At 72.5% G+C, this 25,097-nt stretch carries 26 protein-coding genes, 1 tRNA gene and 1 pseudogene; 16 read left to right on the top strand and 12 right to left on the bottom strand.

All coding sequences use genetic code 11. From position 1 onward, the window contains the following. Window positions 1-3: 3 nt before the first annotated feature. Together H958_RS35495 and H958_RS0106520 are read right to left on the bottom strand one after the other, a co-directional pair. Entirely contained in the window at window positions 4-1,350 is a 1,347-nt protein-coding gene (locus tag H958_RS35495) for a sensor histidine kinase (RefSeq protein WP_051323907.1), read from the bottom strand. Next, a complete protein-coding gene (locus H958_RS0106520; protein WP_037409326.1) occupies window positions 1,350-2,030 on the bottom strand; it encodes a response regulator transcription factor in 681 nt (226 codons plus the stop codon). The genes H958_RS35495 and H958_RS0106520 overlap by 1 nt, the downstream gene beginning before the upstream one ends. A gap of 114 nt (window positions 2,031-2,144) precedes the next feature. Here H958_RS0106520 and H958_RS35500 point away from each other — a divergent pair, with 114 nt between their 5' ends. From H958_RS35500 to egtD, 7 genes are all read left to right on the top strand, one after another. Further along, window positions 2,145-3,257, top strand: a complete 1,113-nt coding sequence (locus H958_RS35500; RefSeq protein WP_196807244.1) for a S1C family serine protease — start codon at window positions 2,145-2,147, stop codon at window positions 3,255-3,257. 31 nt (window positions 3,258-3,288) lie between these two features. Beyond that, complete coding sequence (locus H958_RS35505) at window positions 3,289-4,317, top strand: AAA family ATPase (protein WP_051323909.1); 1,029 nt, start codon at window positions 3,289-3,291, stop codon at window positions 4,315-4,317. A 7-nt stretch (window positions 4,318-4,324) separates the two neighbouring features. Beyond that, the gene (locus H958_RS0106535) at window positions 4,325-5,293 is read left to right on the top strand and encodes a VWA domain-containing protein (protein WP_028058069.1); all 969 of its coding nucleotides are present in this window, start codon (window positions 4,325-4,327) and stop codon (window positions 5,291-5,293) included. Beyond that, on the top strand, window positions 5,290-6,288 hold the full coding sequence (locus H958_RS35510) for a DUF58 domain-containing protein (RefSeq protein WP_051323910.1): 999 nt from the start codon (window positions 5,290-5,292) through the stop codon (window positions 6,286-6,288). The genes H958_RS0106535 and H958_RS35510 overlap by 4 nt, the downstream gene beginning before the upstream one ends. Before the next feature lie 67 nt (window positions 6,289-6,355). Beyond that, window positions 6,356-7,330, top strand: coding sequence for a VWA domain-containing protein (locus tag H958_RS0106545; RefSeq protein ID WP_037409328.1), 975 nt, complete (start codon window positions 6,356-6,358; stop codon window positions 7,328-7,330). 46 nt (window positions 7,331-7,376) lie between these two features. Then, window positions 7,377-8,423 (top strand): DinB family protein, encoded by a 1,047-nt coding sequence (locus H958_RS0106550; RefSeq protein ID WP_051323911.1) that lies wholly within the window; start codon window positions 7,377-7,379, stop codon window positions 8,421-8,423. 2 nt (window positions 8,424-8,425) lie between these two features. Then, on the top strand, window positions 8,426-9,403 hold the full coding sequence (gene egtD, locus H958_RS0106555; RefSeq protein WP_407641131.1) for an L-histidine N(alpha)-methyltransferase: 978 nt from the start codon (window positions 8,426-8,428) through the stop codon (window positions 9,401-9,403). Between the two features lie 159 nt (window positions 9,404-9,562). Here the strand turns inward: egtD and H958_RS0106560 are convergent, their stop codons facing one another. Further along, the gene (locus H958_RS0106560) at window positions 9,563-9,946 is read right to left on the bottom strand and encodes a hypothetical protein (protein WP_156027740.1); all 384 of its coding nucleotides are present in this window, start codon (window positions 9,944-9,946) and stop codon (window positions 9,563-9,565) included. A 73-nt stretch (window positions 9,947-10,019) separates the two neighbouring features. After that, entirely contained in the window at window positions 10,020-10,421 is a 402-nt protein-coding gene (locus H958_RS0106565) for a hypothetical protein (protein ID WP_028058074.1), read from the bottom strand. Between the two features lie 53 nt (window positions 10,422-10,474). Here H958_RS0106565 and H958_RS0106570 point away from each other — a divergent pair, with 53 nt between their 5' ends. Next, a complete protein-coding gene (locus H958_RS0106570) occupies window positions 10,475-10,885 on the top strand; it encodes a MarR family winged helix-turn-helix transcriptional regulator (RefSeq protein ID WP_037409330.1) in 411 nt (136 codons plus the stop codon). Between the two features lie 658 nt (window positions 10,886-11,543). Here H958_RS0106570 and H958_RS42895 read toward each other — a convergent pair. Beyond that, window positions 11,544-12,824 carry a sigma-70 family RNA polymerase sigma factor gene (locus H958_RS42895; RefSeq protein WP_196807245.1) on the bottom strand — a complete coding sequence of 427 codons (1,281 nt, stop codon included), beginning with the start codon at window positions 12,822-12,824 and terminating at the stop codon, window positions 11,544-11,546. A 111-nt stretch (window positions 12,825-12,935) separates the two neighbouring features. Between H958_RS42895 and H958_RS45975 the strand changes: the two genes are divergently transcribed. Beyond that, on the top strand, window positions 12,936-13,319 hold the full coding sequence (locus H958_RS45975) for a hypothetical protein (protein WP_028058076.1): 384 nt from the start codon (window positions 12,936-12,938) through the stop codon (window positions 13,317-13,319). Window positions 13,320-13,579: 260 nt separating this feature from the next. Further along, window positions 13,580-13,984 carry a Clp protease N-terminal domain-containing protein gene (locus tag H958_RS0106590; protein WP_028058077.1) on the top strand — a complete coding sequence of 135 codons (405 nt, stop codon included), beginning with the start codon at window positions 13,580-13,582 and terminating at the stop codon, window positions 13,982-13,984. 180 nt (window positions 13,985-14,164) lie between these two features. Here H958_RS0106590 and H958_RS0106595 read toward each other — a convergent pair whose 3' ends face one another. Continuing rightward, on the bottom strand, window positions 14,165-14,599 hold the full coding sequence (locus tag H958_RS0106595; protein WP_156027741.1) for a hypothetical protein: 435 nt from the start codon (window positions 14,597-14,599) through the stop codon (window positions 14,165-14,167). Window positions 14,600-14,700: 101 nt separating this feature from the next. Here H958_RS0106595 and H958_RS0106600 point away from each other — a divergent pair, with 101 nt between their 5' ends. Next, a complete protein-coding gene (locus H958_RS0106600; RefSeq protein ID WP_028058079.1) occupies window positions 14,701-16,983 on the top strand; it encodes a DEAD/DEAH box helicase in 2,283 nt (760 codons plus the stop codon). Here H958_RS0106600 and H958_RS0106605 read toward each other — a convergent pair. The 5 genes from H958_RS0106605 to H958_RS45980 all read right to left on the bottom strand — a co-directional run bounded on the left by H958_RS0106605 (window position 16,980) and on the right by H958_RS45980 (window position 21,167). Then, complete coding sequence (locus H958_RS0106605; RefSeq protein WP_028058080.1) at window positions 16,980-17,408, bottom strand: VOC family protein; 429 nt, start codon at window positions 17,406-17,408, stop codon at window positions 16,980-16,982. The genes H958_RS0106600 and H958_RS0106605 overlap by 4 nt on opposite strands. 10 nt (window positions 17,409-17,418) lie before the next feature. Further along, on the bottom strand, window positions 17,419-17,853 hold the full coding sequence (locus H958_RS0106610) for a helix-turn-helix domain-containing protein (protein ID WP_156027742.1): 435 nt from the start codon (window positions 17,851-17,853) through the stop codon (window positions 17,419-17,421). Beyond that, entirely contained in the window at window positions 17,850-18,728 is an 879-nt protein-coding gene (locus tag H958_RS42900; RefSeq protein ID WP_051323914.1) for a M23 family metallopeptidase, read from the bottom strand. The genes H958_RS0106610 and H958_RS42900 overlap by 4 nt, the downstream gene beginning before the upstream one ends. Before the next feature lie 69 nt (window positions 18,729-18,797). After that, entirely contained in the window at window positions 18,798-20,843 is a 2,046-nt protein-coding gene (locus H958_RS35525; protein ID WP_051323915.1) for a putative bifunctional diguanylate cyclase/phosphodiesterase, read from the bottom strand. Window positions 20,844-20,933: 90 nt separating this feature from the next. After that, a complete protein-coding gene (locus H958_RS45980) occupies window positions 20,934-21,167 on the bottom strand; it encodes a hypothetical protein (protein ID WP_156027743.1) in 234 nt (77 codons plus the stop codon). On the opposite strand from H958_RS45980, the gene H958_RS0106630 reads away from it, so the two are divergent. The 5 genes and pseudogenes from H958_RS0106630 to H958_RS49010 form a co-directional block, all read left to right on the top strand. Beyond that, complete coding sequence (locus H958_RS0106630) at window positions 21,166-21,723, top strand: DUF5317 domain-containing protein (RefSeq protein WP_028058082.1); 558 nt, start codon at window positions 21,166-21,168, stop codon at window positions 21,721-21,723. The genes H958_RS45980 and H958_RS0106630 overlap by 2 nt on opposite strands. A gap of 1 nt (window position 21,724) precedes the next feature. Beyond that, the gene (locus H958_RS0106635) at window positions 21,725-22,960 is read left to right on the top strand and encodes an MFS transporter (RefSeq protein WP_037409334.1); all 1,236 of its coding nucleotides are present in this window, start codon (window positions 21,725-21,727) and stop codon (window positions 22,958-22,960) included. Between the two features lie 16 nt (window positions 22,961-22,976). Next, window positions 22,977-23,049 (top strand) — tRNA-Phe (locus H958_RS0106640). Window positions 23,050-23,426: 377 nt separating this feature from the next. After that, window positions 23,427-23,663 (top strand): epoxide hydrolase N-terminal domain-containing protein, encoded by a 237-nt coding sequence (locus H958_RS49005; protein WP_081685662.1) that lies wholly within the window; start codon window positions 23,427-23,429, stop codon window positions 23,661-23,663. Then, window positions 23,648-23,737, top strand: a pseudogene (locus H958_RS49010) (DUF1059 domain-containing protein); the annotation flags it as partial. The gene H958_RS49005 and the pseudogene H958_RS49010, both read left to right, overlap by 16 nt. 108 nt (window positions 23,738-23,845) lie before the next feature. Here the strand turns inward: H958_RS49010 and H958_RS47395 are convergent. After that, window positions 23,846-24,847, bottom strand: coding sequence for a substrate-binding domain-containing protein (locus H958_RS47395; protein ID WP_028058084.1), 1,002 nt, complete (start codon window positions 24,845-24,847; stop codon window positions 23,846-23,848). Between the last annotated feature and the right edge of the window lie 250 nt (window positions 24,848-25,097).

Raw genomic sequence — 25,097 nt, forward strand, 5'->3', positions numbered from 1 at the left:
GCCCTAGCCCGCCGCCCACAATCCCGCGGGCGCGACCACGGGCAGCGTGACCGTGAACTCGGCCCCGCCGCCCGGCGCGTTCGCGGCCCGCACCGACCCGCCATGCTGCTCGGCGACCTGGCGCACGATCGCGAGCCCGAGGCCGGAGCCGGGGCGCCGGCGGGCCGACGCGCCGCGGTAGAAGCGGTCGAACAGGTACGGGAGGTCGGCTTCGTCGATGCCGTCGCCGTGGTCGCGCACACGCAGGCCCTCCGCGCCGGCGTAGACCTCGACGAGGCCGCCGGGCTGGGAATGCGTCGCGGCGTTGTCGAGCAGGTTGTTGACCGCGCGCGCCAGCCGCTCGCGCGTCCCCTCCACCACCGCGGGCTCGAGCTGCGACTCGAAGCGCACGCGCGGCGCATGCCGGCGTGCCCGGGCGACGGCCTCCTCGACCAGCTCGTCCAGCCGCACGTCCTCGGTCTCGCGCCGCGGCTCGTCGCCGCGCCCCAGCTCGATCAGGTCCGTCACCAGCGCGCCGAGCTCGGCGACCTGCTCCTCGACGTCCTCCAGCAGGCGCTCGCGCTCCTCGCGCGCCAGCCCGTCGGACTCGGCCAGCACCTCGATGTTCGTGCGCAGGCTCGTGATCGGGGTGCGCAGCTCGTGCGAGGCGTCGGCGACGAGCTGGCGCTGGGAGGCGATCGAGCCCTCGAGCGTGTCGAGCATCGCGTTGAAGTGCTGCGCGAGCTCGCCGACCTCGTCCTGGCTGGTCACGGCGATGCGGCGGCCGAGGTCCTCGGTGGCGGCGATGTGGCGGGCCGCCTCGGTGACCGCCACGATCGGCGCGACGACGTTGCGCGAGACCAGCCGCCCGAGCGCGACGGCGAGCGCGACGCCGCCGAGGCAGACCAGCAGCAGGATCACCCGCAGCCGCGAGAGGACGCCGTCGGTCGAGTCGAGCGAGCGGCCGACCTGGACCGCCGTGGACTCGAAGTACGGGTCCGGCGCCGTCAGCACGCGCACGTGCGTGCCGTTGACGTCCATGTCGGTGAAGAAGCTGCCGCCGGTGCCGGCGGCGACGGCGAGCGTGCGCGAGTCGACCGGCAGCTCGGTGTCCTCGCTGCCGAACGTCCCGATCGAGCCGTCGGCGGCGACGCGCTGGATGTAGGGCGTGGGGCCGCCGTTGCGCGCGGACAGGGCGGGGAAGCGCCGGCCGCCCGGCCGCGGCGGCACCGACACCTGCGCCGTCAGCGCCTCGTCGACCTGCGAGATCAGCTCGCCGCGCACGGCGAGATACGCCACGAAGCACGCGAGCGCCACCGCGACCGCGACCGCGACCGCGGCGGCGACGGTGAGGCGGCGGCGCAGCGGCATCAGTCGCGCAGGACGTAGCCGACGCCGCGCACGGTGTGCAGCAGCCGCGGCTCGCCGTCCAGCTCCGTCTTGCGGCGCAGGTAGCCCATGTAGACCCCGAGCGAGTTCGAGCTCGAGCCGAAGTCGTAGCCCCACACGCGCTCGAAGATCTGTGAGCGCGTGAGCACCTGGCGCGGATGCTCGAGGAAGAGCGCGAGCAGCTGGAACTCCGTACGCGAGAGCTCGAGCTTGCGGGAGGCGCGGTAGGCCTCCCACGCGCCGCGGTCGAGCGACAGGTCGGCGAAGCGCAGCTTCGCTTCCTCGCCGTCGTCCGGCGCCTCGGCCCGGCGCAGGAGCGCGCGCAGGCGCGCCTTGAGCTCCTTCAGCGCGAACGGCTTGACGAGGTAGTCGTCGGCGCCGGCGTCCAGTCCGGCGACGCGGTCGTCGACGGCGTCGCGCGCGGTGAGCATCAGCACCGGCGTGCGGTCGCCCGCGTCGCGCAGGCGCCTGCACACCTCGAGGCCGTCGATCCCGGGCATCGCGACGTCGAGCACGATGGCGTCCAGCCGCGTCTCGGCGAGGCGGTCGAGCGCCTCGCGGCCGTCGGCGGCGAGCTCGACCTCGTAGCGGTCCAGCCGCAGCGCGCGGTCGAGCGCGGCCCGCACCGCGGGCTCATCGTCGACGATCAGAACCTTGGCCATGTCCGCAAATCGTGACTGATCTCCAATGTAAGGATTCCTGAAGACGGCCCGTCTTTAGCTTCCGCTGAGATTCCGTTCAGGATGAGTTGACGGCATCGCGCTCTCATGGACGCCATGCGAACCCTCGTTGCGTTCCTCGGCGGCGCCGTCTCGGTCGGGCTCGTGGTCGGCGTGCTCGCGGTTGCCGGCGTGATCGACGACGACGGCCCGCAGACCCAGGCCTCCGCTCCCGCCCCCGGCGCCACCGCGCCGCAGAAGGGCGGGAACGCGCCCTCCCCGCTGCCCGGCAGCGTCTCGGACATCTACCGGCGCGTGTCCCCAGGCGTCGTGTTCGTGCAGTCGAGCAGCTCCGGCGGAGGCGGCAGCAGCCTCCTCGGCGGCGGCCAGGGCGGCAACGCCGCGACCGGCTCAGGCTTCGTCTACGACCGCCAAGGCCACATCGTCACCAACGACCACGTGGTCGAGAGCTTCAACACCTTCAGCGTCCGCGTGGGCTCCAACCAGAAGGTGATCCCGGCCAAGCTCGTCGGCAAGGACCCGTCGTCGGACCTCGCGGTGCTCAAGATCGATCCCGCGGCGGTCCAGGGCGGCCTGCAGCCGCTCCAGCTCGGCGACTCCGACGCGCTGCAGCCGGGCGACCAGGCGATCGCGATCGGCTCGCCGTTCGGCCTGTCGGGCACCGTCACCGAGGGCATCGTCTCCGCGCTCGGGCGCACGATCACGGCGCCCAACGGCTTCCCGATCGCCAACGCGGTGCAGACCGACGCGGCGATCAACCCCGGCAACTCCGGCGGCCCGCTGCTCGACGGCAAGGGCCGCGTGATCGGCGTGAACTCGCAGATCAAGACCGACAACGGCGGCGACAACTCCGGCGTCGGCTTCGCCGTGCCGGTCTCGACGATCAAGCAGGTCGTGCCGCAGATCCAGTCCGGCGGCAAGGTCGTGCGCGCGTATCTCGGCGTCAGCAACAGCGACTCGCCGGACAACACGGGCGCCGTGGTGCAGGACGTCGTGCCGGGCGGGCCGGCCCAGAAGAGCGGCCTGCAGCAGGGCGACAAGATCACGGCGATCAACGACAAGCCGGTCCTCTCGTCCGACGACGTGTCGGCCGCCGTGAACAACCTCAAGCCTGGTCAACAGGCCAAGGTGACGGTGGAACGCGGCGGTGGCCGGCGTAATCTGAACGTGGAGCTCGGGACGCGGCCCGACCGGCCGACGACGCGTTGACCCATTTTCGAGTCAGATCCAGGAGAATCAGGTGACCCACGAGGACCGGCGGCTCCACGCGCTCGACCGCCCGCAGGAGCCGAGCCCGGCCCGCGAAGCCCATGACGCGCTGGAGAACGCGCTGTTCGAGATCAAGCGCGTCATCGTCGGCCAGGAGGCGATGCTCGAGCGCGTGCTGGTCGCCCTGCTGGCCGGTGGCCACGTGCTGCTGGAGGGCGTGCCGGGTCTCGCCAAGACTCTGACCGTCAAGACCGTCGCCGACGTGCTCGGCGGCTCGTTCAAGCGCCTGCAGTTCACGCCCGACCTGGTGCCCGCCGACCTCGTCGGCACGCGCGTCTACCGCCCCAACCAGGGCGACTTCGACGTTGAGCTGGGCCCGGTGTTCTGCAACTTCCTGCTCGCCGACGAGATCAACCGCGCGCCCGCCAAGGTGCAGTCGGCGCTGCTGGAGGTCATGCAGGAGCGCCAGGTGACGATCGGACACGACACGCATCGCGTTCCGGCGCCGTTCCTCGTGCTCGCGACGCAGAACCCGATCGAGTCCGAGGGCACCTACCCGCTGCCTGAGGCGCAGGTCGACCGCTTCATGTTCAAGCTCGTCGTCGACTACCCGAACCAGCGCGACGAGGTCGCGGTCGTCGAGCGCTCGCTCGACGGCGGCGCCCACGCCCGCGAGGTGCTCTCGCCGACCACGCTGATCGCACACCAGCGCGCCGCCGCGACGGTCTACGTCGACCGGCGGGTGATGGAGTACGCCGTCGCGCTCACGACCGCCACCCGCTCGCCCGGCGACGACAACTGGGTCGAGTTCGGCGCCTCGCCGCGCGGCTCGATCAACCTGATCCACGCCGGCCGCGCGCTCGCCCTGCTGCGCGGGCGCGACTACATGCTGCCGGTCGACGTGCGCGACCTCGCGCGCGACGTCCTGCGCCACCGCATCGTGCTGACCTACGAGGCGCTCGCCGCGGGCGTCGACACCGATCGCGTGCTGGACGACGTGCTCGAGCGCGTGCCGATGCCCCGCATCGAGCTGGCGCAGGAGCGCGCGTACGGGACGTGAGCCGGGCGTGAGCTTCCAGGCGCCGCTATTGCTGGCCACGCTGGCGGCCGTGCCGCTGGTGGCGGCCGTCTACGTGCTCGCGCAGAAGCGGCGCCGGCGCTACGCCGTGCGGTACACGAACGTCGATCTCCTGGCGGCGGTCGCGGGCCGCTCCTACACGCGCCACCTGCCGGCGCTGCTCGGGCTGCTCGCGCTGGCCGCGCTGCTGATCGCGATCGCGCGACCGCAGCGGACCGTGGCCGCCGAGCGGCACGAGGCGAACGTGATCCTGGTGACCGACACGTCGGGCTCGATGCTCGCGACCGACGTGCGCCCGACGCGGCTCGCGGCGGCGCAGGCCGCGGCGCGCACGTTCATCAAGGAGGTGCCGGACGGGTTCCGCATCGGCCTGGTGACGATCTCCAACAGCGCGCAGCAGCTCGTCGAGCCCACGACCGATCACGCCCGCGTGACGGCGGCGGTCAACTCGCTCCAGGTCAAGGGCGCGACGGCGATGGGTGACGCGCTGCAGCTCGCGGTCGACTCCGCGCGCGTCCCGGTGCCCGACGGCCTGGGCGGCTCGCGCCGGCTGCCGGCGGCGATCGTCCTGCTGTCCGACGGCGCGAACACGCGCGGGCGCGATCCGATCGACGTCGTGCAGCAGACGAAGAAGTTCAAGATCCCGATCTTCACGGTCGCGCTGGGGACCCAGGACGGCGTGCTCGAGCACAAGGACCCGCAGACCGGAGCCGTGACGAGCACGGAGAAGGTGCCGCCCGACTCGCTCACGCTGCAGGACATCGCGCGCGACACCGGCGGACAGTTCTTCGCCGCCCCGGACGCGCGCAAGCTTCAGGCCGTCTATGCGAACCTCGGCTCGCGGCTCGCCAAGACCAAGGAGAAGCGCCAGGTGACGTCGGCGTTCGCCGGCGGCGCGCTCGTGCTGCTGCTGGCCGGCGCGGGGCTGGGACTGGCGCGCGGCGGGAGGCTGCCGTGAGCCGCCCGCGGATCGTCCCGGAGGCGCCCGATCGCACGCCGGACAAGCCGGGACCCGGCCCCGTCCCGCAGGCGGTCCTGCGCTCGCTCGACCTGGCCGTGATGAAGCGCATCGAGTCGTTGCTTCCGGGCGAGCACATGACGCCGCAGGTCGGCCAGGGCACCGAGCTCGCCGGCATCCGCCCGTACTTCCCGGGCGACGACGTGCGCCACATCGACTGGAACGTGACCGCGCGCATGAACGAGCCGCACGTGCGCGTGCACGTGGGCGAGCGCGCCCTGACGTCGTGGCTCGTGCTCGACGTCTCGGCCTCGATGGCGTTCGGCACCGCCGACCGGCGCAAGGCCGACGTCGCCGAGGGCGTCGGGCTCGCCGTCGGCCACGTCACGACGCGCCGCGGCAACCGGCTCGGCGTGGTCGCGTTCGGCGGCCACGCCCCGCGCGTGATCCGCCCGCGCCAGGGGCGGCTCGGGCTGCTCGGGCTGCTCGCCGAGCTGCGCCGGGGCGGCGAGGAGGAGAACGCGGGACGCGCCTCGCTGGGCACCGTGCTCAAGACGACGGCGGCGCTGGGGCGCCAGCGCGGGATGATCGTGATCGTGTCCGACTTCCGCGGCGAGCTCGACTGGGAGGGGCCGCTGAAGGCGCTGCGCGCCCGTCACGGCGTCCTCGCGTGCGAGGTGCGCGACCCGCGCGAGCAGGAGCTCGTGCCCGCCGGCGACCTCTGGCTCGTCGATCCCGAGACCGGCCGCCAGCTGCAGATCGACACGCGCAAGCGGCGCGTGCGCGAGCGCTTCCGCGCGGCGGCGGCACAGGAACGCGAGGAGATCGCGGCGGCGCTGCGGCGCGCGGGCGCCGACCACGTCGTCCTCTCGACCGACGGCGACTGGCTGAAGACGCTCGCGGGCCACCTCCGGCGGGGTGAGGCGGCGCTGCGCGCCGGCAACTCGACGCGCGCGGCGGTAGCCGCCAGACTTCAAGCCCTGAGCGCGTCATGAGTATCTGCGAAGCGATACTCGACAGCGAACGCCGGCCGAGGCCTCGCCGCGAGTGGCAGTGCGCGCCATGAGCTTCGCCGAGCCGATCCTCCTATCCGGGCTGATCCTGCTGCCGCTCGCGGCGCTCGCCTACGCCGCGCTCCAGCGCCGGCGCCGGCGTGAGTCCGCGGCGTGGGCGAACCCGGCGCTCGTCCCCGGGCTGGTGCGCGAGCAGCCGGGCTGGCGGCGCCATCTCCCGCCGCTGCTGCTGCTGTGCGCGCTGGCCGCGCTGATCGTCGCGCTGGCGCGGCCGCAACGGACCGTCGCGGCACCGCAGCGGGCGGCCAACGTGATCATGGTCACCGACGTCTCCGGCTCGATGAACGCGACCGACGTCCAGCCCGACCGGCTCACCGCCGCGGTCAAGGCGGCCAAGACGCTGACCGACAAGCTGCCGCAGGCGTTCCGGATCGGCCTGATCGCCTTCTCGGACTACGCCGAGCAGCGGGTCGCGCCGACGACCGACCGCTCGCAGGTCCGCGGCGCCCTGGACCAGCTCTCGGCCGAGGGCGGGACGGCGATGGGTGACGGCCTGGAGCGCGGGCTGGTGGCGGCGCGCACGCCGGTGGCGAACGCCAACGGCAGCGGGACGCGCCGGCTGCCGTCGGTGATCGTGCTGCTCTCGGACGGCAAGAACACGTCCGGCCGGCTCGACCCGCTCGACGTCGCGCGCCAGGCGCGCTCGGTCCACGTCCCCGTCTACACGATCGCGCTCGGTACGTCCGACGGGCAGGTGCAGCTGCGCGACTCGTTCGGCTTCCTCCAGCGCGTGCAGGTCCCGCCCGACATCGAGGGGCTCAAGCAGATCGCCGCGGTCTCGGGCGGGAAGGCGTTCACGGCGACCGAGTCCTCGAAGCTGCAGGAGATCTACGCGGGGCTCGGGACGCGGCTGTCGTCGCGCAACGAGAAGCGCGAGGTGACGGCGGCGTTCGCCGGCGGCGCGATCCTGCTGCTCGTCGCCGCCGGCGGGCTCTCGCTGCGCTGGTTCGGGCGACTCCTGTAACGCCAAGCGTGGAAGTAGACACCAAGGCCTCGGTATGGTGGCTCCAGTGGCGGCGCAGCTCCACGAGGTGATGGGCGAGGTCCGGGCGCGTACGCTGAAGCTCGTCGCACACCTCGACGAGGACCAGCTGACGGCCGTCCACTCGCCGATCATGAGCCCGCTGGCCTGGGACCTCGGCCACGTCGCGGCGTATGAGGACCTGTGGCTCAACCACCGGCTCGCCGGGCAGGAGCTGCTGCGGCCGGGCCTGGCGGAGCTCTATGACGCGTTCGAGACACCGCGCGCGGTGCGCGGCGACCTCGAGTTCCTGCGCGGCGCCGAGCTGCTCGCGTACCTCGACGACGTCCGTGCGCGTTCCCTGGAGGCGCCGGTGCGCGACGGCGGTGAGCTGCACGAGCTGGTGATCCGCCATGAGCTGCAGCACACGGAGACGATGCTGCAGGCCATGCGGCTCGCCGGCCTCGAGCCGCCCGCGTTCGCCGGCCCGGCCGGGGTCGCGGGCTCCGGGCTGGAGCTGGTCGAGGTGCCCGGCGGGGCGGCGACGATCGGCGCGGGACCGGAGGGCTTCTCCTACGACAACGAGCGCCCGCGCCATGTCGTCGAGCTGCCGGCGTTCTCGATCGGGCGGGTGCCCGTGACGGGCGCCGACTGGACCGCGTTCGCCGAGGAGGGCGGCTACTCGCGGCCTGAGCTCTGGACGCCCGCGGGCTGGGAGTGGGCGCGCGACGTGTCCCCGCGGATGGGCGCCCCGGACGCCCCGATCGTGCATGTGTCCTGGTTCGAGGCCGACGCGTTCGCGCGCTTCCACGGCGCCCGCCTTCCCTCCGAGCAGGAGTGGGAGAAGGCCGCCCTCGCCGGGCTGCTCGAGGGGACGTACGAGGTATGGGAGTGGACCGCGAGCGAGTTCTCCGCGTACGCCGGGTTCGTGGCCCATCCGTACCGCGAGTACTCAGAAGTGTTCTTCGACAAGGGCTACCGCGTGCTGCGCGGGGGCTCCTGCGCGACGCACGAGCGGATCGCGTCACCGCACTTCCGCAACTGGGATCTGCCGCAGCGCCGTCAGCTGTTCGCCGGACTGAGGATCGCGAGATGACCATGAGGACCGCCGCGGGTGACATCGAGATCGTTTCGAAGCTGGGACCGGACGAGCGGCTCCTTGCGTTCGACGTGCTGGACGGGCTCACGCGCCCGTTCAAGGAGGTTCCGCCCAAGCACTTCTACGACGCGGAGGGCTCGCGGCTGTTCGAGCAGATCATCGAGCAGCCCGAGTACTACCCGTACCGCACCGAGCGCGTGATCCTCGAGGCGTGCGCCGAGGAGATCGTCGCGCGCACCGGTGCCGCGGAGCTGGTCGAGCTGGGGTCCGGTGTGCCCACCAAGACGCTGCTGCTGCTCGACGCGATGCGCGACGCGGGCACGCTGGACCGCTACGTCCCGTTCGACGTCAGCGAGAGCGTCCTGCTGGGGAGCGCGGAACGGCTGGTGGAGCAGTATCCGGGGCTGCGCGTGTACGGCGTTCTGGGCGACTTCGAGCGTCACCTGGACGCGCTGCCGGTGGCGGAGGGCCCGCGCATCATCGCGTTCCTCGGCGGCACGATCGGCAACTTCCCGCCGGGGTCGCGGCGCAAGTTCCTGCGCGGGCTGGCCCGTGAGCTGCGGCCGCAGGACCGGCTGCTGCTCGGCACCGACCTCGTCAAGGATCCGGCGCTGCTCGAGGCGGCGTACAACGACGCCGCGGGCGTGACGGCCGCGTTCAACCGCAACATGCTCGCGGTGATCAACCGCGAGCTCGGCGGCGACTTCGACCTGGACGCCTTCGAGCACGTCGCGTTCTACGACCGCGAGCAGGAGTGGATCGAGATGCGCCTGCGGGCGCTCGAGCCGATGGTGGTCAACGTGCGCGAGCTCGACCTCGCCGTGCACTTCGCCAACCGCGAGGAGATGCGGACCGAGATCAGCGCGAAGTTCACGCGCGAGCGGCTCCAGGCAGACCTCGCGGCGGCGGGCCTGCGGCTGCATGCGCTGATGACCGATGACGATTCGCTGTTCGCCCTTTCGCTCTCGGGCCCGTAGCGGTACATCCGTCGAAATGGCTTGGGACGGCCGGGTGCCGTGCCGATCGGAGTCGTGCGTGAACACCCGCCGTGAGCCACCCCCGCATTGGCATGGCGAGGCAATTGCGGCAGGGGGCCCGAGCCGGGCGGGACGGGCCACTCGGGCCACGGCGGGTGTTCACCGCCTCTCCGCCAGCTCCGTGATGACGGCGTCGTAGAGCAGCTGCTCGTCGTCCTCGGCCACGCGCACCTCGGGCCCGCGGGTCTCGAGGTCGCCCGGCCCGATCCACACGGCGCCGACCGGAGCGTCCTTGAGCGCCGAGCCCACGCCGATCGCCTCCTCGCGGTCGAAGGCGAGGGCGCGCATGACGAACTCGATCGCCGTCAGGTCCTCCGCGACGTCGTGCTCCTCGCCCTGCACGATGACGCGATCCTCGTCGCCGGCGAGCGCGAACACCTCCACGCCGGCGCGCGCGCACGCCTCCAGCGCCCGCCCGGTCAGCCGGTCGCCCGCGTCCACCACGCCGGGGTCGTAGAAGACGCAGCGAAGCTTCCGGGGCACGCGGGCCAATCTAGCCACCGCGCGCGCGTCCGAGCCGCGAGGAGGCGGCCGCTCGGTGGCGTCGGCCGCCGCGCTATGCGCGGCTCTCCTGCCGCGCGGCCAGCGCGGCGGCGATCGCGGGCTCCCAATCGTGCAGGGCCGGTTCGAACTCGTCGTCGAGCGCGATCGCCGTCATCTCGTACGTCACCTCCGCGATCGCGCCACCCTGGTGGGGCGCGAGACGGACTTCCACGGTGCCGGCCCGGACCCCTGGCGTCACCCGGGCGTAGCGGATGCGGTCCGCGGCGCGGTCGACGACGACCCAGTGGGTGTCGCCGGTGAGGAACACGGTGCCGGGCGCCGCGCCGTCGCCGTGCTCGCCCGCCGGGAACACCGGCGCCCAGTGCGGCGCCCACTCGCGCTCGCCGACAGGAGTGAACAGCTGCAGCGCCTGCTCAGGAGCAAGCGGGACGAAGATGCGGTGGGCGACGGGCATTACGAAACCGTACAGTACGGATACGTAAAACACGAGCAGGTAGGATCGCGCCTATGACCGGCGTCATCGCGAAGCTCGAGGCGACGACTCACCGGGTGGTCGACCACCTGGCGGGCGAGCTCGAACTGCTCGGTCTCACGGCGGGCGAGGTCAACGCGCTGGCCCAGTTGCGTGCGGGCGAGCGGCTCTCCGTCGCCGAGTTGCAGGCCGCCACCGGCCAGCGCCCCTCCACGCTCACCGGCGTGATCGACCGCCTCGAGCGCCGCGGCCTCCTCAGCCGCGCCCTGAACCCACGCGACCGGCGCTCCTTCGTGCTCGAGCTGACCAGCGAAGGCGCGTCCGCCGCCGACCACGTGCGCGAAGCCTTCAGCGCGCTCGAGGAACGAGTTCTCGCCCGCGCCGGCGAACGCTCCGTCGCCGGGTTCCTGCGGGTGCTCGAGGCACTCGACGCCGAGACGCGCTGACCAGCGAACGCGACGCGCGGAACGAGCACCCGCGCGGGGCGGGGCCGGCTTTCGCGGCGGCCGCGCGGAGACCCGGGGCGTTGCCGAATCGGGCGAACTGCGCGGGTGAGGGATGCCGGCGTGTTCTCGCCCGCCGGGGTGAAGCCGCGGTCACGAACGATCATCCCCGGCGGCGCGGTTCGCGCGCGAACGACCACCGCCGCGCACGAGCTCTGGGGGTGCCTCACGAACCTCCGAACTATTCGAAGCTTCGTAGGGCACCCCTCGCGGGGCCGCCTCAAACGATCATCCGGCCCGCGCCGGCACGCTGACCCGCTCCCAAACCAGCGCAGTTCGCCGGACCTGCGGGGCGACACGGAGACAGGCCCCGCGCGCCGTGGACGCTCGCGGTCATTGGCCGGACGGGGCGCCACGCCCGCGCGCGGGAACTACGCCCGCGCCGGCGCGACGACCGCGCGCTGGGGCGAGTCGGTACTGAGTCCTACGACGCCGGCGCCGGTCTGCGCTTCGGCGGTTCGCCGGCGCGGGCGGGCGATCAACGTCACGGCGAGCGCGCCGGCGGCCTCGTGAACGTCGCCCACCTGCATGCGAGCCGGGAGGCCTGACCGGCCCATTGGCTTGCGCCGGTGCTTCCGGCCGAGCTCCACGGGGGGCGGCGCTACTTGTTCTTCCCGTGGTTGCCGTTGCCGTGGGTGCCCTCGGCGGTGACGGGCGGCGCGGGCGTGGACTTCTTCGCGGCGTGAGGCTTCTTCGCCGGTCCGCTGCCCTGACCGCCGGTGTCCCGCTTGGCCTTTCCCTGCGGTGGCCTTTGCGTGTTGTGCGGCTTTGCCGCCGACCCCTTGGCGTGCCCGAGCGCGCGGCCGTGGCCTCGGGGCTTCGTCGCCTTGGCGTGTCCGAGCGCGCGGCCGTGGCTCGATGACTTCGGCGCCTTCGCGTGCCCGCGGCCAAGCGCCTTCGGCGGCGCTGCCTTCGCCACGGCACGGCGGTGACCCGGGCTGCGCGCAAGCCGCTCGCGCGCCGTGACCGAGATCGTCGCGGATGGTGGCGCGCTCACGTTCGCCGGCGTCGCCGCCGGACGCGTGACCGCCGGGACGGTGGGGGCGGGGACGGCGGCCGGCCGGTGATGGCGCTTGAGGGCCTGGTCCCCCGCTCCGGCGGCGATCGCGACGGCCGCGGTGCCGGCGAGCAGCTTGACGCCGAGCCCCGCGGCCGTCGGAGCCGCCGCGACGGCGGCGCCGCCGCCCGCCCCTCCGCTCCAGCTCAGCAGCGACGCCGGCAGCGGGAGGACGCTCAGGCGCCGCAGTGCGCCGCGATGCGCGCGCGCCCGGCGCGCGAACGTGGCGCATTCCTCGCAGGAGCGCAGATGCGCCCGCAGCGCCGCTCGCTCGCTCCGGGAGCTCGCGCCGTCGAGCTGGCGCGAGATCGCGCGCTCCGCCTCGCCGCACGTGAGCGAGGTCTCGAGCTGCTCGCGCACCCCGCGCCGCGCGCGGAACAGGAGCGTCTCGACGGCGCTGACCGACACGCCGAGCGCCTCGGCGATCTCGCTCTGCTTCCGCCCCTCCAGCTCGCGCATGACCAGGGCGGAGCGCTGGTTGAACGGCAGGCTCTGGAGCGCGCGGGCGATGTCCTGCGCGGTCGGCGCGTCGGTCTCCTCGACGTCGGCGACCGCCTCGTGAAGCTCGACCTCGCGCGGCCGCCGCGCCGCCTGCCGGAACCGCTGGCGGCAGACGTTGTGCGCGATCGCGAACAGCCAGCTGCGCGGCTTGTCCGGCCGCTCGCCGCGCTGGAACGCGCGGTAGGCGTTCATGAACGTGGTCTGCGTGACGTCCTCGGCGTCGGCGGGCGTGCCCAGCACCGCGAGCGCGTAGCCGTACACCTCGCGCACGTGGCGCTGGTAGAGCGACTCGAACGCCGCCTCGGACCGCTGCCGGAAGACCATCACGGAACTAGATCCCCGCAAGCCCCGGATCCTGCACAGCGCAGGATCCGCCCGCCCGCGGCATCTCCTTGATCTATGACACGAATTCTCGCACCGGCCGTACTTGCCGCCGTGGCCATCGCGGCGGCCCCCGCGCAGGCGCACACGCCCAAGCCGAAGCCCCATCCCAAGCCGGACCGCTGCACGCCCCACCGCTACATCGGATTCGACGCCCGCGGCCTGCTCGTCTCCCAGACGCTCACCCAGACGGCGGGGGCCGGCACCGCCACCCGTGCCGACGACCGCTACAGCGGCACGCTGACGGTCGACGTCAAGCGCGCCAACCACCGGGCGCCGGACGGCGTCCAGACCTACACGCTCGACAACGACCGCGTGCGCTTCGGCAGCGCGGACCCCAAGGCCGGCGACCGCGTCAAGCTCCACGGGAAGCTGGCGCGCAAGGGCTGCGACCCGGCGCTCGACGTCAACCGCATCGTGTTCAAGGAGGCGCGCTGACCGGCGGCCGCAACCTGGCTCGGCTCGCGGCCGAGGCCGCGAACGCGCCGAGCCCGGGCAGCGCCCTGCGCAGGATCACGGCGCTGCGGCGCGAGCTCGAGGAGTTCGAGCGCGCGCAGGTCGCGCTGGCGCTCGGAGACGGCGCGTCGTTCGCGTCGATCGCCCGCAACCTCGGCCTCTCGCGCCAGGCGGTCCACCGCCGCTACCGCGACCTCGCGCCGCCGTCCGACGACCTGCCGACGCTGCTGCCGGCGCCCGAGGTGCGGCTCGCCCTGCGCTACGCGCGCGAGGAGGCGTCGATGCTCGGCGCCCCGCTGCTCGGCGACGAGCACGTGCTGCTCGGCCTCCTGCGCGCCACGCACCTGCGGCCGCTCGAGGAGGCGGGGGCGACGCCGGCGAAGGTCCGCGTCCAGGTGGATGCGATGTCGCCGGGGTCACCGCTGTTCCGGCAGATCGTCTGCCACACGGACATGCGCGCGGTGCTCGCGGGCCCGGCCGCCGAGGCGCTCGCGCACGGCAGCCACACGATCGAGGCCGAGCACGTGCTGCTCGGCCTGCTGCGTGAGCAGGACTCGCCGGCGGCGCGGACGCTGCGCGCGATCGGCGTCGACCCCCGCGCGCTGTGCGCGGAGGTCGAGGCGCTCGTCGAGCCCTGGTTGGCCTAGGAGCCTGTTGATCTTTCCCCGCCGCGCGATGCGGCACGCCCGCGGCGCCGGATCGGCCGGGTCCGTGCCCAGGAAGACGCACCGGTATGCCTAGGCACGGGCCCGGCACCCGGCATCCACGGGCGCACCACCTCGCATCGACGGATCAAAGTTCAACATTCTCCTAGGCCCGGCTCCGGTTCAGCCGCCGGGCCCGAGCATGCCGCGGGGCCCGAGCGGGCCGTTCGGGCCCAGCGGCCCGTCCGGGCCGAGCGACGGGTTGGGTCCGAGGCCTTTGCCGTGCGGGCCGAGCGGGCTGGCGGCGCCGAGCGGACCGTTCGGGCCCAGCGGGCCGTTCGGGCCCAGCGGCCCGTCGGGACCGAGCGGCACGGGGCGAGGCACTGCGGGATGGCGGGGCACCGTGCGCGTGCGCGGGCGTGAGGTCGCGTGCGGGCGCGGGCGCGCCGCGACCGGAGGCAGAGCCGGCGCCGGCGGCACAGCCGCCGGAGGCGAGGTGTACGCCGGGCGCGCGGCCTGCCGCTCCCGCGAGGCCTTGCTCAACAGGACAGTGGCCGCGACGCCGATCAGCGCTCCCGCCACGGCGGCCGCGAGTGCGAGCCGAAATCGTCCAGACATGGTCATCCAAGGCTCGCGCCGCACTCGCGCGCGCCGGGCTGGACATCGGAACGGCGCAAACTGGTCCGTCACCTCGGAGGCAGGGCCTAGCATCGGATGCGATGGCGATCGTGCGCGACATCCAGCCCTGGGACGCACTGCTCGAGGCGGGGCGCGAGGACGAGCGGCTCGTCCGCGAGGAGATGCAGCACGCTCGCTTCCCGCGCGTGTCGGCGATCCCGGAGGAGCTGCACGAGGACGTGGCCAACGCGCTGCGCGCCAACGGGATCACCGAGCTGTGGAGCCACCAGGCCGAGGCCCTGCACGCGGCCTGGGCCGGCCCGACGATCGTCACCACCGGCACGGCGTCCGGCAAGTCGCTGTGCTTCAACCTGCCGACGTTGGACGTCCTCTCGCGCGACGCGCGCGCCCGCGCGCTCTACCTCTACCCCGCCAAGGCGCTCGCGCAGGACCAGGCGCGCGCCCTGCACGCGCTGCGCGTCCCGCGCGCGCGCCCGGCGATCTACGACGGCGACACGCCGCGCGAGCAGCGCCAGGCGATCCGCCGGCGGGCGAACCTGGTCCTCACCAACCCGGACATGCTGCACCTTGCGATCCTGCCCAACCACCCGGCGTGGGGGGACTTCTTCGCGAACCTCGCCGTCGTGGTGATCGACGAGGCGCACGTCTACCGCGGCATCTTCGGCTCGCACGTCGCGAACGTCATCCGCCGCCTGCGGCGCGTGTGCGAGGCCTATGGCACCGCGCCGCGGATCCTGCTCGCCAGCGCGACGATCGCCAATCCGGGCGAGCTGGCGGAGCGGCTGACCGGCCTCGACGACGTGACCGTGATCGACCGCGACGGCTCCCCGGGCACCAAGCGCACGGTGGCGATGTGGAACCCGCCGATCACCGACCCCAAGACCGCGAGCCGCCGCTCCCCGCTCGCCGAGGCGGCGGACCTGCTCGCGCGGCTCGTGTCCGAAGGCGCACGCACGATCGTGTTCATGAAGTCGCGCAAGGCCGTCGAGTTGATGGCGCACTTCACCAAGCGCAACCTCGAGGACCTCGGCCACCGCGACCTCGCGACGCGGATCGCGCCGTATCGCGCCGGCTACACCGCCCAGCAGCGGCGCGAGCTCGAGCACCGGCTGGTCAGCGGCGAGCTGCTCGGCGTCGTGTCCACCGACGCGCTCGAGCTCGGCATCGACATCGGCGCGCTCGACGCCGCGATCTGCGTCACGTTCCCCGGCACGGTGGCGAGCCTGCGCCAGATGTGGGGCCGCGCCGGCCGCCGCGGGCGCGGGCTCGCGGTCTACATCGCCGGCGAGGACGCGCTGGACCAGTTCTTCTGCCGCCATCCGGACGAGTTCCTGGAGCGCCCGGTCGAGGCCGCGATCCTCGACAACGAGAACGAGCAGCTCTACGCCGCGCACCTGCTGTGCGCCGCGCACGAAGGGCCGCTGGAGGACGCCGACGCCGAGACGCTGGGCCCGCGCTGGCGGGCGTTCGCGGAGCAGCTCGTCGGCGCGGGGGAGCTGCGCGAGCGCCCTGACGGGACGTTCGTCCCGCGCCGCACCGACGGCTTCCCCGCCGCCGAGGTCTCGCTGCGCAGCGCGTCCCGCGACAACGTCGCGATCATCGACACCGAGTCAGGGGAGCTGATCGGCAACGTCGACGCCGGCCGCGCGCCCTCGACCGTGCACGAGGGCGCGATCTACCTCCACGGCGGCCGCCAGTTCGAGGTCGCCGCGCTCGACCTGCACGACAGCCGCGCGCTCGTGCACAAGTTCAGCGGCGACTGGTACACCCAGCCCAAGCGCGAGACCCATACGGAGATCGACCGGCTGATCGCCCGGCGCGAGACACTCGGCGTGCGGCTGAGCTTCGGCACCGTCGTCGTGACCGATCAGGTGCTCGCCTACCAGCGCAAGCGGCTCGCCGACCACGAGGCGGTCGACCTGGTCGCGCTCGACCTGCCGACCACCTCGTTCGTCACGCAGGCGCTGTGGTACGAGATCTCGCCGCAAGTACTGCGCAGCGAAGTGCCCTTGGAGAAGCTCCTCGGCGCCCTGCACGCCGCCGAGCACTCGCAGATCGCCGTCCTGCCGCTGCTCGCGATGTGCGACCGCTGGGACATCGGCGGCCTCAGCACCAACCTGCACGTCCAGACCGGCGGCCCGACGATCTTCATCTACGACGGGCACCCCGGCGGGATCGGGATCGCCCGCCGGGGCTATGAGGCCTTCGAGCAGCTCGTCGACGACGCGCACCGCCTGGTCAGCGAGTGCCCATGCGAGAGCGGGTGCCCGTCGTGCGTTCAGTCGCCGAAGTGCGGCAACCTCAACGAGCCGCTCGCGAAGGCCGGCTGCGTGGAGCTGATGGGGAGGATGCTCGCGGCTTAGGAGGCGGGCACGGGCGCCTGCTGCACGAGCCGGAAGTTGTTGCCCGACGGATCGTGGAACGCGGCGTCGACGCCGTACGGCCGCTCGGACGGCTCCTCCGAGAACTCGACGCCGCGCGCCTTGAGCTCCTCGTAGGAGGCGCGGCAGTCCTCGGTCTCGAGGAACAGGCCGCCGGCGGCGCCCCTGGCCATCAGGTCGAGGATCTTCTGGCGCGTGTCCTCTTCGAACACCGGCGGACCGGGCACCGCCATCAGCACGAGGGAGATGTCGGGCTGCGACGGCGGGCCGACGGTCAGCCAGCGGAAGTCCGGGATCTCCGGAAGGGACACGTCGGCGCGGACCTCCCAACCGAGCTTCTCGGTGTAGAAGGCGAGCGCCTCCTCCTGGTCGTGCACCCATACGTTGACGGTCGCGAGCTTGATCATGCGCCCCAACCTAACCCGGCGTCACGGCGCTGTCTTCTCGAAACGTGCTGGATCGCGGCCGCCCGTACGCGCGCAGCATGCAGGAGGGAACGATCGCGCGCGAGGCGGCCGGCGGATGGTCCGCGCGATACGCCGTCGGGGGACGCCCGTACGCGCGCGTGAAGCTCGTCGTGAACGAGCCGACGCTGCGCAGCCCGACGCTGAAGCAGATCTCGGCGACGCTCCAGTCCGTGGTCACCAGCAGCTCGGCGGCACGCTGGAGCCGGCGCGTCAGCAGGTACTGGTGCGGGGACTCGCCGAACTCGCGCCGGAACTCGCGGCTGAAGTGCGCGCGAGAGAGGCGCGCGGCGGCCGCCATGTCGTCGACGTCCAGCGCCTCGCGGTAGCGCGCGTCAGCGAGCGCCTTGGCGCGGAGCAGGTGGCGGGCCGGCGGGACAGGGTTCACCCCGCCCATGCTTGCAGCTGGGGCAACGGGTCGATCGGCGGCGAGGCCTTGGAAGCCCACCAGCCGCCGGGCCAGATCTCGAAGTGCAGGTGCGGGCCCTCGGACTCTCCGGTGTTGCCGACCGAGGCGATCCGCTGGCCGGCGGCGACCGGCTGGCCCGTCGCGACCAGCGTCGAGCCGTCCTGGAGGTGCATGAAGACGTAGTCGCGACCGTCGTCGCCATTGATGACGACGTAGTGGCCGGCGCCCTCGGCCTGGTAGGCGACCCAGTGCACGGTGCCGGCGCGCGGCGACACGACCGGCGTGCCCTCGGCGGCGGCGATGTCCTGGCCCTGGTGCACGTGGCCGCTGCGCGGTGCGCCGAAGCGCGAGTCCGGGCCGCCGAAGCTGTACGCGCCCTGCACCGGGAACACGCCGCCGGCGATGACCGCGGCGACGGCGGGGGCCGGCGGCGGCGGCGCGACCACCGCGAGCTTCGCGCGCTCGTAGACCCGCGCGCCGCCGCCTTCGACGACCAGCCGCGCGGTGTAGCTTCCCGCCGCGAGCGGCTTCGTGCTCCAGCGCACGCTGATCCCGTGGCCGGCGCGCACCAGCCCGAGCTTCGCCCGCACCGCGGCCTTGCCGGGAGCGAGGATGTCGACGCGCGCCCGCACGCGGCCGGACGCGCCCGCCGTGCGGAACGCGAACGTCACCGGCTTGCCGGGCGCGATCGACGCGGGCGCCACGGCGAACCCGCGCGCCGAGAGCAGCTTCGCCTGTCCCGCCGGCGCGCCGCCGGTCTCCGGTGCCGCGATCGCGCCGCCGCTGGCGTCGGCGAACGCGGGGGCGCAGCACAGCGAGAACCAGAGCGTCGTCAGGACGGATATCCGGCGCATCACGTCCTACTGTCGGCGCGGCGACGGATCTTGTGAAGCCGTGCAGGAGATCCTGCGGCGGCGCCGACGCTACGCGCCGACGCCGTGGACGACGCGCAGTGCCGGAGGCGTCGCATCGCGCGCCGTGCCGCGCTCGCGGATCAGGCGCGTGGCCGCGTCGGCCGGCAGCGGCCGTGAGAGGTAGTAGCCCTGCGCGTAGTCGCAGCCGAGCGCCTCCAGCTGGCGCCAGGCGTCCTCGCTCTCGACGCCCTCGGCGACGACGCGCAGGCCGAGGTTGTGGGCGAGGTCGATCGTGGAGCGCACGATCGCGGCGTCGGACGCGTCGACCGCCATCTCCATCACGAACGACTTGTCGATCTTGATCACGTCGACCGGCAGCCGCTTGAGGTTGGCCAGCGACGAGTAGCCGGTGCCGAAGTCGTCGACCGAGAGCGTCAGCCCGATCTGGCTGAGCCGCGCGAGCGTCGCCTCGGCACGCGCCGGGTCGGTCATCAGCATGCTCTCGGTGATCTCGAGCTCCAGCTGCTCGGCCCTGACGTCCCAGCGCGCGAGCAGGCGCGGGATCTCAACCGCGAGATGCGTGTCCAAGAATGACCGGGCCGAGAGATTGACCGCGATCGTCAGCTCCAGCCCGTTGTCGCTCCACTCGCGGATCTGGCGCAGCGCGACATCGAGCACGTGCGAGGTGAGCGGCGTGATCAGACCGGTCTGCTCGGCGATCGGCACGAACTCGCTCGGCCCGACGATCCCGAACTCGGGGTGATCCCAGCGCGCCAGCGCTTCGACGCCGACGATCCGGCTGGACCGCAGGTCGGCCTTCGGCTGGTAGTAGAGCGTGATCTCGCTCTGGTTGATGGCCGAGCGCAGGCCGCCGGCGAGCGCGAGCCTGCGGGGAGAGTGGCGGTCCAGCTCGGGCTCGAAGATCGCGTAGCCGCGGCCGCTCTGCTTGGCCGAGTACATCGCGATGTCCGCGCGCTGGTTGAGCGTCTCGACGTCCTCGCCGTGGACGGGATGCAGCGCGATGCCGACCGACGCGTCGATCTCGAGCCGCATGCCCTCGAGGACGAACGGCTCGCGCAGGGCGACGAGCAGCTCGCCGGCGACGGCGGTCGCGTCCTGGCTGGTGGCGACACGCGGGAGCAGCACGCCGAACTCGTCGCCGCCGAGGCGCGCGACCGTGTCGGAGTCGCGCAGCGTGGCCTGCAGGCGGCGCGAGACCTCCTGCAGCAGCAGATCGCCGTGGTGGTGGCCGAGCGTGTCGTTGATCTCCTTGAAGTGATCGAGGTCCATGATCATCACGACGGCGGACTCGCCCGAGCGGCGCGAGGAGCGGATCGCCTGGTCGATGCGGTCACGGAAGAGCTCGCGGTTCGGCAGGCCGGTGAGCGCGTCGTGGAGCGCCTGGTGCTCCTTCGCGATCGCCTCGCTGCCGCCGCGGTGGACCGCGAACAGCGGCAGGAAGAGCAGCGCGATGGCCGGCAGGCTGAAGTCCGCGGCGAGCACCACGACAGGCGCGAGGCCGAGCATGAGCCCCGCCGTCGCGCACTGGAAGAAGATGTCCTCGGCGAGATATCGCCACAGGCTCAGGCGCTGGGCGAAGGCGATCACCGTCGCGACCAGGCCGGTGTTGCAGATGAAGAAGACGGTCGCGGCGAGCAGGATGCCGATCAGGTCCGCCGGGACCAAGTGGGGCTCATGCGCACGTGGGAGACCGGTCGTCGCCTTCAGCACCAGGCCGGAGGCGGCGATCGTGATCCCGTACTGCGCGATGTTGAACGCGACCTTCTTGGGCGGCTTGCGGCGGATGCCGTCGGCCAGCAGGTTCGCGCCGGCGAGCGCCACGAAGGACGCGAGCGGGCCGGCGGCGAGCATCGTCGCCATCGCGAAGGTGGTCGAGGTCGTGACCTCGCCCTCGGCGCCGCGCGTGAACACCTTCAGCGGGACGAACTCGCCGATGAGCGCGAAGACCGCGAAGATCGCGACCTCCGGCGACAACAGCAGCGAGAGGCCGCCCGCGCCGTCGACCCCCAGCCAGACCATGCACGCGCCGCCGATCAGGATGATCGCGGTCACGTAGAGGTCGAGTGGGTCGAGTCGTTTGGCGCGGGCGCTCATCGCTTGCTGGGGGCAGAGAGAAAAGTCGAGGGTGCCCGCCCCTGGGCACCCTCGCCTTCACCACTTACGGCCGTAGCGGACCGTCATCGTTCAGCCCCACTTGAGTCCGGCGCCGAGCCCTTCGAGGAAGACGGCGACGACGCCGGCGACGAGCGCAAGGCGATACATGCGTGCCTTCATTTTGTTGACCTCCGTGTCAATTCGGCTCCCCCCTTGAGAGCCGCTCCAGTCGGGGTTGTCGGTCAGGTCTACGCCCCAATTGAGCGATTCGACATTTGTTGGAGCGTGCGGTTCGCGGGCCCGGCCGATCACCTTGGTTGCCATGATCATCGCGCTCGTCTACCTGGCCGTACTCGCGAGCGTCCCGCTCGCGCGCGGGCGCTTGGGAGCGCTCGCGGACCTGCCGCTCCGGCGGCCGTGGCTCGCCCTGGTCGCGATCGCCATCCAGATCGTCGTGATCTCGCTGCTGCCCGGCGGCGACAAGGCCTTCCATACGACCTTCCACATCCTGTCCTACGTTCTGCTCGGCGCCTTCGCGTGGTCCAACCGCCGCATCGCGGGCCTGCCGGTCATCGCCGTGGGTGGCCTGTCGAACTTCGTCGCGATCGCCGCCAACGGAGGCGTCATGCCGGCCGACGCGGACGCGATCGCGTCGCTCGCGCACACCACGGCGAAGGGCGAGTTCGCGAACTCGCAGATCCTCGAGCACCCGAAGCTGTTGTTCCTCGGCGACGTGTTCGCGACGCCGGCGTCGTGGCCGCTCCACAACGTGTTCAGCATCGGCGACATGATCCTCGTCGCCGGCGTGGCGGTGCTCGTGCACGTCGCGTGCGGCACCCGTCTCGTCCCGCGGCGCTTCCTGCGCCCCGCAGTGGCCTGAGATGTTCCGGGAGGCATTGGCCGGCGCTCCGGCGCGGCGGTTCTTCGCCGCGCACGCCCAGTCATGCCTCGGGACGGGCCTCTCGTACGTCGCGCTGCCACTCCTCGCCTACGACCGCTTCGACAGCGCGTGGGCGGTGTCGGCGGTGCTGCTGCCGGACCTGCTGCCGGCGATCTTGCTCGGGCCGCTGCTCGGGGCCCTGGTGGACCGCGTGGGGTGGCGCGTCTGTGCGTCGCTGGCGGACGTCCTGCGGTGCGTCGCGTTCCTGGTCGTGATGAACGCGCACGCGCTGCCGTGGATGATCGCCGGCGCGGCGCTGGCCGGCCTGGGCACGGCGCTGTTCCACCCCGCTGCGCTCACCGGTCTGCCGCGCCTGACGCCGGGCGACCGGCGGCCGGCCGGCATGGGGCTGTTCAGCGCGCTCGACGACCTCGGCCTGACGGTCGGGCCTGCGTTGGCGGCCGTCGCGCTGGTCATGGTCGCGCCGGGGGCGTTGATGCTCGGCAACGCGGTCACGTTCGCGGTGTCGGCGCTGCTGATCGGGACGCTGCGCGACGCGTCGATCGCCCCCGAGGCGCGCGACGCCGTCCGCGCGCGGGTCTCGCTGCTGCGCGAGGCGCGGGTCGGGATCCAGTCGCTGCTGGAGCGGCCCCAGGTGCGCACGCTGCTCGCCTCCTCGACGGGCGTCGTGCTGTGCGTCGGCGTGACGAACGTCGGCGAGGTCGTCCTCGCCCGCGACGTGCTCGACGTCGGCGGCTCCGGCCTGGCGATGATGGTCACCGCCGGAGGCGTCGGAACCGGCCTCGGCTCGCTGGCCTCCCGCTTCACGCGCGGCAGCGCCTGGCTGTGGCGGCGCGCGTATCTGATCGGGCTGGGCGCGATGGTCTCCGAGCTGCTCGCGTGCGCGGTCGTCGACTCCTTCTGGCTCGTCATCCCGGCGCTGGCCGTCGGCGGCTTCGGCAACGGGCTCGCGCTGGTCCACGACCGGCTCCTGCTCTCGGACTCGACCCCCGAGTCCCTCCACGGCCGCCTGTTCGCGCTGCAGAAGACCTGCGTCTCGCTCGCGTTCGCGGTCTCGATCCTGGCGGCGGGAGCGGTGATTGTGCTGGGAGGGGTCCAGCTCGCGTTCCTGCTCTCGGGCCTCGCCCTGCTCGGCGTCGCCTCGCTCGCCTTGCCCCGCCTCCGCGCCGCCTGGCCCCGCCCGACGGCACTCGCGGCACTTCCGGCGACGCGCTAGCCTAAGCCGCCACCTCGGCGAGATAGCTCAGTTGGTAGAGCACACGACTGAAAATCGTGGTGTCCCCGGTTCGAGTCCGGGTCTCGCCATCTCGGGCGGGCGGTGGGATCTGTTTCGCGGTCTGTGACGCCGTAGAGGCGTTCGCGAGCGCGACGCACGAGCGCGTCGAATGCCTCGCCGTGCGAGCGTTCCGCCCGCTGCTGCGGCTGCGCGTAGACGTCCATCGTCATCTTTGAGTCGGCGTGTCCGATCTGCGCATGACCCAGAGAACATCGAAGTGGTTGGCGAGCAGGGCGATCGAGATGTACGTACGCCGCAGGGTGTGCGGCGTCGTGCTCGGGAGCGCCGGAAGACCGCGAGCGACCAAGTGGGTGGACGCGAGCGCGACCGACTTGCCGACGATCTTGTTGAGCTTCTGGCGCTGGAGCCGACCGCCGCGGCGGTTGCACCAACAACGGAAGTCGTCATGACCAGCACCGTCGAGACTGCCCGCGACATCCCTGATTCCACGTCGACATTCCGCGCGGCTCTGGGGGACCTTCGTCGACGCGTCGCGGCCACGAACTGGCGAGAGAGAGACCGTCGCGGTCAATCCCAGGGCGTGCCGCTTGCCATGATCCAGAGGCTCGCGCGCTATTGGATGACGGATTGCGACTGGCGCACGTCCGAGGCGGCTGACTGCCGTCGGTGGCGAGCGAGTTGAACCGCTCGCCGACGATCATCGGCGAGGAGGACGAGGTCGTTCGCGTAGCCGTTGACCACTCCGCCTCCGTGCACGGACACGAGGACACGCCGGAGCTGCGTCAGCAGGTCCGCGAGTTCCTCGAGCCGCCCGAGGCATACTCGAAATGCAAAAAGGAGCCGATGCCCGCTGACCGCCGCGACCTACGGCAGGCCGTCCTTGTGGGCGGCCAGCCAGGTCCGGAGTCCCTGCGGGTTGTCGCTGGTGAACTCCGTGGTCGGGATGTAGGTGTCGAACTGCGCGATCTGCTGGCCGCGGACTGCGCGCAGCGCCTGCTGAACGGCGACGCGGCCCATGCGCTGCGCGTCCTGGCCCACGGTCAACACGAGCGTCTTGGGCTGGGCGAGCATCGCTTCGGCGATCTGGACGCCGATGTCGCTGCCCAGGACGACCGTGCGACCGGCGTGCCTGGTGGCCTGGATGCCCTTCAGCGCGCCGAGGGTGCCGCCCTCGTTGGTCGCGTAGAGGGCGTCGACGTTCGCCTTGGCGGTGAGGATGTCCGCGGCGGTGGTCGGCGCCTCGTCGGGGAGGAAGCCCGGCTGGTCGGCGACGTACCGAACGCCCGGGACTTTGGCCGAGAGCGCCTTCTTGAAGCCCGCCTTGCGCTGACGGCATGCCTCGTAAGCGTCGCAGTTGAGGATGGCGACCAGGGGCGCGTTGAGCTGCTTCTTGAGGAAGTACCGTGCGGACAGGTTGCCGACCTGCTCGCCCATCTTGACCTGGTCGGTGGTCACGAGCGCCTTGACGAACTTCCTGGCGGCATCGCCCGAGACGCAGGTGTTGTAACAGACGACAGGAATGCCGGCGTCCGCCGCCTGGCGCACGAGCGGGACAGAGCCCGTGTCGGAGACCGGCGACATGATGATCGCGTCGACCTTGCTGCCGACGAGCGTCGCCATGAATGACGACTCGCGAGCGGCGTCGCCCTGCGAGTTCTGACCGATCAGGTCCAGGCTCTGCGACGCGGCGCCGACCTGGATGCCCTTGCGGATGCCGCCATAGAAGCCCTGCGCGTCGAGGTAGAGCGCGCCCACGCGGACGCGCTTCTTGCCGCCGTCGTCACTCGACCGCGCTCCGCAGCCCGTCACGGCGCCAAGAGCCAGCAGGGCGATCAGGAAGGCGCCGAGTACGAATCGCCGGATCATCGAGTGCACGTTGATCCTTCTCTTCTGCGGTCGGGATGGCCGAGGCACGTCCCTCGAGCAGCCCGCGCTCAAACGTATCGGATCGCGATTTAGGCTCAATTACTTCCCCCGGATGAATTTCCGGTCAGGCGGCGATGTGGAGGCCTCCGGGGGCACGTGCACCTCCCGATCGATCTGCAACCCGCTCATTTGCGGGTAAATCACCGTTCACAGGGCGGACGGAACGGTCCCGCTCCGACCGACCCGGATG

Origin of the sequence: Candidatus Solirubrobacter pratensis (genome assembly GCF_000425945.1) — a bacterium.
Classification (GTDB): domain Bacteria; phylum Actinomycetota; class Thermoleophilia; order Solirubrobacterales; family Solirubrobacteraceae; genus Solirubrobacter; species Solirubrobacter pratensis.